We start from the raw sequence: 7,766 nt of genomic DNA on the forward strand, positions 1-7,766 counted from the left end.
TACTCACAGCGTGCTCCAGTCCTGATCGGGATAGCGGTGCACGGGCGCCGACACGTCGTCCAGCGCCCGGCAGATCTCCTCCGGAAGACTAAGGGCCTCCACCGACAGCGCCGCCCCGAGCTGCGCCGACGTCCGTGCGCCGACGATCGGGGCGACCACCCCCGGCCGGTCCCGGATCCAGGCGAGGGCCACTTGGAGCGGGGTGACCGCCAGGCCCTGCGCGGCCGTCACCACCGCGTCCACGATCCGCCCGGCGGCCTCGTCCAGGTACGGGTCCACGAAGGCGGCCAGGGACTCCGACGCGCCCCGCGAGTCGGCGGGGGTCCCGTCCCGGTACTTGCCCGTCAGCACCCCCCGGCCCAGCGGCGAGGACGGCAGCAGGCCGACGTCCAGGTCCAGCGCGGCCGGCAGCACCTCCCGCTCCACGCCCCGCTGCAGGAGCGAGTACTCCATCTGCGTCGATGCCAGCCGCGTCCGCACCCCGGGCGCGGCCAGCTGCCAGGTCGCCGCCTTCGCCAGCTGCCAGCCGCTGAAGTTGGAGACCCCCGCGTACCGCGCCCGGCCGCTGCTGACGGCCAGGTCCAGCGCCTGGAGGGTCTCCTCCAACGGGGTCCGGGGGTCGAAGGCGTGCACCTGCCACAGGTCCACGTAGTCGGTGCCCAGCCGGTCCAGGGAGTCGTCCAGAGCGGCCAGCAGGTGCCCGCGCGAGCCGTTGAACCGCCGGTCCGGGTCCGGCACGCTGCCCGCCTTGGTCGCGATGACCAGGTCCCGGCGCGGTACGAGGGAGCCCACCAGCTGCCCGAGGAGGTACTCCGCCTCTCCGCCGCCGTACACGTCGGCGGTGTCGACGAGCGTGCCCCCCGCGTCCCAGAACGTCTTCAACTGCTCGGCGGCGGCTTCCTCGCCGGTGTCACGGCCCCAGGTCAGGGTGCCGAGGCCGATCCGGGAGACGCGCAGTCCGGTGCGGCCGAGATGCCTCTGCTCCATGAGCGCTGAGACTACTGGGGCACTGACGCGGGACGGCCTGGCGCGCTACAGTCCCCCGCAGACCCACGTTACTGATCGGTAAACCGGCACTTCGTAAGGGGACGACAACATGCGGCTCGGCATCAATCTCGGGTACTGGGGTGCGGGCATGGACGCCGACAACCTCGCCGTGGCCCAGGAGGCCGACCGCCTCGGCTACGACGTCTGCTGGGCGGCCGAGGCCTACGGTTCCGACGCGGCCACCGTGCTCGCCTGGGTCGCCGCCCAGACCGAGCGCATCGACGTCGGCTCGGCGATCTTCCAGATCCCGGCCCGGCAGCCCGCGATGACGGCGATGACCGCCGCCACCCTCGACTCCCTGACCAAGGGCCGCTTCCGGCTCGGCCTCGGCGTCTCCGGCCCGCAGGTCTCCGAGGGCTGGTACGGGGTGAAGTTCGACAAGCCCCTCGCCCGGACCCGCGAGTACGTGGAGATCGTCCGCAAGGCGATGAGCCGCGAGCGCCTCTCCTACGAGGGCGCGCACTGGACCCTCCCGCTGCCCGGCGGCCCCGGCAAGCCGCTCAAGCTGACCGTGCACCCCGAGCGCGAGCACATCCCGCTCTACATCGCCGCGATCGGCCCGAAGAACCTCGAACAGACCGGCGAGATCGCCGACGGCGCCCTGCTGATCTTCCCGGCCGCCGAGCACCTGGAGGAGACGGCCCTGCGGCACATCCGCGCGGGCCGCGAGAAGGCCGGGCTCACGATGGACGGCTTCGACGTCTGCCCGACCGTGCCGCTGGCCGTCGGCGAGGACGTCACCGCCCTCGCGGACATGTTCCGCCCCTACACCGCCCTGTACGTCGGCGGGATGGGCAGCCCGAAGCAGAACTTCTACAACCAGCTCGCCCAGCGCATGGGGTACGAGAAGGAAGCCGCCGAGATCCAGTCCAAGTACCTGGGCGGCGACAAGGACGGGGCGGCCGCCGCGGTGCCGCACTCGCTGATCGACTCGACCACCCTGCTGGGTTCCGTGGAGCGGATCGCCGACGGGATGCGGGCCTACGCGGACGCCGGGGTCACCACGCTCACGCTCGCCCCGGCCGGCTTCACCCTGGAGGAGCGGCTCACCGCCCTGCGGGCCGGCACCGAGGCCCTCGCCCTGGCCGGCCTGGCCTGACGCGGAGGGCCCGGGCGCCGCTTCGGCGGCCCGCGTCCGGAAAAAGGCTCTGCGGCCGTGGTGGGGGCTCGGGGGGTCTTCCCCGCCACGGCCGACACAGCCAACAACGCGCGGCCCGCCCCCGGGGTTACGCCCCGGGGAGGACCCGTCCGGGTCGTTCATTCGGCCGAGCGCGGGCGACCCCTCGGTTGCCCGCCCGGTGGATCCGCCTTTGACTCGTTGCATGCTCTCTGCCCGCAGCCTGTTCCAGGAGATCGTCGACCACGACGACTCCTTCCAGCTGTTCTGCTCCATCGCCGCGAGCGGGGAGTCCCAGGGCGGCTGGGAGAACGCCCGGATCGCCGCCCGCGTACCCGACGGCATGCGCGACCTGGCACCCAAGATCACCCGGCACGGCGCCGACGAGGACAAGCACGGCCGGATCTTCCGGGCCCTGCTGCGCAACCGCGGCCTGCACCCCGTCCCCGTCCCGCCCGAAGCCGACTACACGATGCTGCTGGAGCGCCGCGGCATCGGCCTCGCCCACGACAAGCTGCGCCGCGAGGAGCCGCTCACCGAGCGGGACATCGTCGTCTACCTCGCGCACAGCCGGGTCACCGAACAGCGCGCCTCCGAGCAGATGGTCATGCTGGTCCGCCACTTCGGCGGCCACCCCGAGATCGGCAAGGCCGTCCGCATGATCAGCAACGACGAGGACAACCACCTCGCCTACTGCCACGAGGAACTGCTGCGCCTCGCCCGCGAGGGACACGGCCGGACCATCCAGCGGGTGCTGCGCGAGAGCGCGCTCGCCGAGATCGCCGTCTACCGGGACGTGGGCCTCGCCGTCATGGACCACATGGGGAGGCTGCTGGGCTGGCCCGCGCCCAAGGCCGCCGCGCTGGCCGCCGGGATCCGCGGCGTGTACGCGTACGAGCGCTTCAGCGGCTGGCACCGGATGGTGCGCCTGCGCCCGCCGGAGCGGCGCGACGCGCTGGGCCCCGTACCCGCCTCCGCCCCCGCGCCCGGGTACGCGTAGGGCGCCTACAGCCAGCCGCGCCGCTTGAACAGCCGGTGCAGGCCCGCGCAGATGGCCGCCATCAGCACCACCACCGCCGGATAGCCCCAGCCCTGCCGCAGCTCCGGCATGTGGTCGAAGTTCATGCCGTAGATCCCCGCCACCATCGTCGGGACGGCCGCCATGGCCGCCCAGGCGGAGATCTTGCGCATGTCGTCGTTCTGCCGGACGCCCATCTGCGCCAGGTGCGCGGCCAGCGCGTCCGACAGCAGCCGGTCCAGGCCCTCGATGTACTCGTTGGCCTTCGTCAGGTGGTCGGCGACGTCACGGAAGAACGGCTGGGCGTGCTCGTGCACGAACGGCACCTGCCCGAAGGCCAGCCGGTCCATCGGCTGGAGCAGCGGGCTCGTCGCCCGGCGGAACTCCAGCACCTGCCGCTTGAAGCCGTAGATCCGGGCCGCGGTGTTCTTGGACTCCGAGGGGTTCGGCGCGAACACCTCCGCCTCCAGCTCCTCCAGGTCCGCCTGGAGCTCGGCCGCCACCTCGATGTAGTGGTCCACCACCGCGTCGGACACCGCGTACAGCACCGCCGTCGGGCCGTGCCGCAGGACGTCCGGCTCCTGCTCCAGCCGGTGCCGCACGGCGGTCAGCGCGGCCCCCTCGCCGTGCCGGACCGTGACCACGAAGGAGTCGCCGATGAAGACCATCAGCTCGCCGGTGGTCACCGTGTCGGTGTCGTCGTCGTACATCACCGGCTTGAGGACCACGAACAGCGAATCGTCGTAGACCTCCAGCTTCGGCCGCTGGTGCGCCGTCAGCGCGTCCTCCACCGCCAGCTTGTGCAGCCCGAACTCCCGGCTGACGTGGTCGAACTCCCGCTCCGTCGGCTCGTGCATGCCCACCCACACGAAGGCGTCGCCCGAGGCCCGGGCCTCGTCGAGGGCGTCCGAGAAGTCCTCGGGCGCTTCGGAGCGGCGGCCGTCCCGGTACATCGCGCAGTCCACAATCACGCGGGCATTCTTCCCTGACCGGGGCCCGCCCGCACACCGGCTCCACCACATAGGCTTTCCCCATGGCCATGCTGATCCTCGTACGACACGGGCGGTCCACCGCCAACACCGCGGGCGTGCTCGCCGGATGGACCCCGGGAGTGAGCCTGGACGAGCACGGCGCGGCCCAGGCCGCCGCCCTGCCCGGACGGCTCGACGGGCTGCCGCTCGCGGCCGCCGTCACCAGCCCGCTCCAGCGCTGCCGGGAGACCCTCGCCCCGCTGCTCGCCGCCCGCCCGGAACTGGCGCTCCACACCGACGACCGCATCGGCGAATGCCACTACGGCGACTGGTCCGGCCGCAAACTCTCCGAACTCGCCGACGAACCCCTCATGAAGATCGTCCAGCAGCACCCCTCCGCCGCCTCCTTCCCCGGCGGCGAGTCCATGCGCGCCATGCAGGCCCGCGCCGTGGACGCCGTACGCGAGTGGAACGCGCGCATCGAGGAGGAGCACGGCAGCGACGCCGCCTTCCTCATGTGCTCGCACGGCGACATCATCAAGTCCCTCGTCGCCGACGCCCTCGGCATGCACCTCGACCTCTTCCAGCGGGTCCACGTCGACCCCTGCTCGGTCACCGCGATCCGCTACACACCCACCCGCCCCTTCCTGCTGCGCCTCGGCGACACCGGAGACCTCTCCCCGCTGTTCCCCCGGGCGGCCCCGTCCGCCGACACCACGACCGAGGACGGCGGCAACGCCGTCGTGGGCGGCGGCGCGGGCGCGGCCTGATCGAACGGCGCAGTAGGGTGGCAGAGCGCCCCCCCACGCGCGCAGCCCTGCCCTGCCTCAGACTTGGAGACCGGTCGTGCCCCGTCAGGTGTTCCTTTACGACCCGCCGGACCGCTTCGTGGCCGGCACGGTCGGTCTGCCTGGACGCCGTACGTTCTTCCTGCAGGCCTCCTCGGGCGTCCGGATCACCAGCGTCTCCCTGGAGAAGACCCAGGTCGCCGCGCTCGCCGAGCGGATGGACGAACTGCTGGACGAGGTCGTACGGCGCACCGGCGGCAACGCCCCGGTCCCGGCCGTCGCCTCCACCGAGGCCGCGGACACCGCCCCCCTCGACGTCCCCGTCGAGGAGGAGTTCCGCGTCGGCACCATGGCGCTCGCCTGGGACGGCGAGGAGCAGCGGATGATCGTCGAGGCCCAGGCCCTCGTCGAACTCGACGCCGACTCCGACGAGGACCTCGCCGAGGCCGAGGAGCGGCTCCTGCAGGACGAGGAGAACGGCCCGCCGATGCTGCGGGTCCGGCTCTCCGGCGCCCAGGCCCGCGCCTTCGCCAAGCGGGCCCTCGACGTGGTCAACGCGGGCCGCCCGCCGTGCCCGCTGTGCAGCCTGCCCCTCGACCCCGAGGGGCACGTCTGCCCCCGCCAGAACGGGTACCGGCGCCAGGCGTGAGCCCCGTGACCCCGATCGAGGAGCTGCTCACCCGCGGTGAGCTCACCGTCCGCGGCCGCATCGCCGAGGCGTCCAACGCCGTCCTGCTGTGCACGGTGGCCTACGAGGGCACCAGCGCGGACTGCGTCTACAAGCCCGTCCGGGGCGAGCGGCCGCTGTGGGACTTCCCCGACGGCAACCTCGCCCGCCGCGAGGTCGCCGCCTACCTGGTCTCCGAGGCCACCGGCTGGGGCCTCGTACCGGCGACGGTGCTGCGCGAGGGCCCGTACGGGGAGGGCATGGTCCAGCACTGGATCGACGCCGGAGAATCGCCGGAGTCCGGGCTGCTCGCGCTCGTCGAGGGCGAGGAGGCCGGGGAGGGCTGGAAGGCGGTCGCCTTCGCCGAGGTGGGGGAGGGCCGCACCGCCCTGCTCGTGCACGCCGACGACCCCCGGCTGCGGCGCCTCGCCGTCCTGGACGCCGTGATCAACAACGGCGACCGCAAGGGCGGCCACCTGCTTCCGGCGCCCGACGGGCGGCTCTACGGCATCGACCACGGAGTGACCTTCCACACCGAGGACAAGCTGCGCACCCTGCTGTGGGGCTGGGCGGGGGAGCCGCTCACCGAAGAGGCCCGCGAGGTGCTGGGCTCCCTCGCGGACCGGCTGGCCGACGGGGGCCCGCTCGCCACCCGGCTGGGCGAACTGATCACGCCGGTCGAGCTGGCCGCCGTACGGGGCCGTGTGGCCCAGATGCTGCGCGAAGGGACGCACCCGAAGCCGTCCGGACAGTGGCCGGCGATCCCCTGGCCACCGGTCTGAGCGGCCACGACGGGGGACGCACAGATCCGGCCAGATCGCAAGAGTGTCGATCAAGCCAACAGTGCTGCTCCGGTTCGTTTCCGGAACACTCGTCCGGTTAGTCTCGAGGCATGCATGCCTGGCCCGCTTCTGAGGTCCCCGCCCTGCCTGGCAAGGGCCGCGACCTCCAGATCCACGACACCGCGACCCAAGGGACGATCACACTCGACCCCGGTCCCGTCGCCCGTATCTACGTCTGCGGGATCACCCCGTACGACGCGACGCACATCGGTCACGCGGCGACCTACAACGCGTTCGACCTCGTGCAGCGCGTGTGGCTCGACAACAAGCGGCAGGTTCACTACGTCCAGAACGTCACGGACGTGGACGACCCGCTCCTGGAGCGGGCGCTGCGCGACGGGCACGACTGGACCGAGCTCGCGGAACGCGAGACGGCCCTCTTCCGCGAGGACATGACCGCCCTGCGGATGCTGCCGCCGCAGCACTACATCGGCGCCGTCGAGGCCATACCCGGCATCGTGCCGCTGGTCGAGCGGCTCCGGGACGCGGGTGCCGCGTACGAGCTGGACGGCGACGTCTACTTCTCCGTGGAGTCCGACCCGAACTTCGGCGGGGTCTCGCACCTCGACGCGCAGGCGATGCGGATGCTGTCCGCGGAGCGGGGCGGGGACCCGGACCGGCCGGGGAAGAAGAACCCCCTCGACCCGATGCTGTGGATGGCCGCGCGACCGGGCGAGCCGAGCTGGGACGGCGGCTCGCTGGGCCGCGGCCGGCCGGGCTGGCACATCGAGTGCGTCGCCATCGCCCTGGACCACCTGGGCATGGGCTTCGACATCCAGGGCGGCGGCTCCGACCTGGTCTTCCCGCACCACGAGATGGGCGCTTCGCACGCGCAGGTCCTGACGGGCGAGTTCCCGATGGCCAAGGCGTACGTCCACGCGGGGATGGTCGCGCTGCACGGCGAGAAGATGTCGAAGTCGAAGGGCAACCTGGTCTTCGTCTCGGCGCTGCGGCGGGCCGGGGTCGACCCGGCGGCGATCCGCCTGGCGCTGCTGTCGCACCACTACCGGGCCGACTGGGAGTGGACGGACGCCGTCCTCGCCGAGGCCGTGGCCCGGCTGGAGCGGTGGCGGGCGGCCGTCTCCCGCCCGGACGGCGTACCGGCCGACGCGCTGGTCGAGGAGGTCCGCGAGGCCCTCTCCCGCGACCTGGACGCCCCCGCCGCGCTGGCGGCCGTCGACCGCTGGGTCGAGGTCCAGCTCGCCTCGGACGCCACCGACGAATCGGCCCCGGGCCTGGTCTCCCGCACGGTGGACGCCCTCCTGGGCGTAGCCCTGTAACCCGCGGCGCGGGGCTCCTGGGGCTCCGCCCCAGAC

Annotated in this window: 8 protein-coding genes; 6 read left to right on the top strand and 2 right to left on the bottom strand. The window is 72.8% G+C overall.

Going from position 1 to position 7,766, the window contains the following annotated elements; genetic code table 11:
- Positions 1-3 precede the first annotated feature (3 nt).
- Positions 4-987 (bottom strand): aldo/keto reductase, encoded by a 984-nt coding sequence (locus tag ACFV0Q_RS34870; RefSeq protein ID WP_385011028.1) that lies wholly within the window; start codon positions 985-987, stop codon positions 4-6.
- 109 nt (positions 988-1,096) lie between these two features.
- On the opposite strand from ACFV0Q_RS34870, the gene ACFV0Q_RS34875 reads away from it, so the two are divergent.
- Positions 1,097-2,146, top strand: coding sequence for an LLM class F420-dependent oxidoreductase (locus tag ACFV0Q_RS34875; protein ID WP_385011029.1), 1,050 nt, complete (start codon positions 1,097-1,099; stop codon positions 2,144-2,146).
- A gap of 223 nt (positions 2,147-2,369) precedes the next feature.
- A complete protein-coding gene (locus ACFV0Q_RS34880; protein ID WP_385011031.1) occupies positions 2,370-3,164 on the top strand; it encodes a ferritin-like domain-containing protein in 795 nt (264 codons plus the stop codon).
- Positions 3,165-3,169: 5 nt separating this feature from the next.
- On the opposite strand, the gene corA is transcribed toward ACFV0Q_RS34880, so the two are convergent.
- Positions 3,170-4,135 (bottom strand): magnesium/cobalt transporter CorA, encoded by a 966-nt coding sequence (corA, locus tag ACFV0Q_RS34885; protein ID WP_385011038.1) that lies wholly within the window; start codon positions 4,133-4,135, stop codon positions 3,170-3,172.
- 80 nt (positions 4,136-4,215) lie between these two features.
- On the opposite strand from corA, the gene ACFV0Q_RS34890 reads away from it, so the two are divergent.
- The 4 genes from ACFV0Q_RS34890 to mshC all read left to right on the top strand — a co-directional run bounded on the left by ACFV0Q_RS34890 (position 4,216) and on the right by mshC (position 7,730).
- Positions 4,216-4,923, top strand: a complete 708-nt coding sequence (locus ACFV0Q_RS34890; protein WP_385011033.1) for a histidine phosphatase family protein — start codon at positions 4,216-4,218, stop codon at positions 4,921-4,923.
- Between the two features lie 76 nt (positions 4,924-4,999).
- Positions 5,000-5,590, top strand: coding sequence for a DUF3090 domain-containing protein (locus tag ACFV0Q_RS34895; protein ID WP_385011035.1), 591 nt, complete (start codon positions 5,000-5,002; stop codon positions 5,588-5,590).
- Positions 5,554-6,390 carry an SCO1664 family protein gene (locus ACFV0Q_RS34900; protein ID WP_385011040.1) on the top strand — a complete coding sequence of 279 codons (837 nt, stop codon included), beginning with the start codon at positions 5,554-5,556 and terminating at the stop codon, positions 6,388-6,390. The genes ACFV0Q_RS34895 and ACFV0Q_RS34900 overlap by 37 nt, the downstream gene beginning before the upstream one ends.
- Positions 6,391-6,500: 110 nt before the next feature.
- The gene (mshC, locus tag ACFV0Q_RS34905) at positions 6,501-7,730 is read left to right on the top strand and encodes a cysteine--1-D-myo-inosityl 2-amino-2-deoxy-alpha-D-glucopyranoside ligase (RefSeq protein WP_385011037.1); all 1,230 of its coding nucleotides are present in this window, start codon (positions 6,501-6,503) and stop codon (positions 7,728-7,730) included.
- Positions 7,731-7,766: the final 36 nt, after the last annotated feature.

This window comes from Streptomyces sp. NPDC059564 (genome assembly GCF_042735575.1).
In the GTDB taxonomy this organism is placed as follows: Bacteria; Actinomycetota; Actinomycetes; order Streptomycetales; family Streptomycetaceae; genus Streptomyces.

Coding starts and splice junctions, on each gene's coding strand:
- ACFV0Q_RS34870 (WP_385011028.1), bottom strand. CDS start 987: ATGGAGCAGAGGCATCTCGGCCGCACCGGACTGCGCGTCTCCCGGATC.
- ACFV0Q_RS34875 (WP_385011029.1), top strand. CDS start 1,097: ATGCGGCTCGGCATCAATCTCGGGTACTGGGGTGCGGGCATGGACGCC.
- ACFV0Q_RS34880 (WP_385011031.1), top strand. CDS start 2,370: ATGCTCTCTGCCCGCAGCCTGTTCCAGGAGATCGTCGACCACGACGAC.
- corA (WP_385011038.1), bottom strand. CDS start 4,135: ATGTACCGGGACGGCCGCCGCTCCGAAGCGCCCGAGGACTTCTCGGAC.
- ACFV0Q_RS34890 (WP_385011033.1), top strand. CDS start 4,216: ATGGCCATGCTGATCCTCGTACGACACGGGCGGTCCACCGCCAACACC.
- mshC (WP_385011037.1), top strand. CDS start 6,501: ATGCATGCCTGGCCCGCTTCTGAGGTCCCCGCCCTGCCTGGCAAGGGC.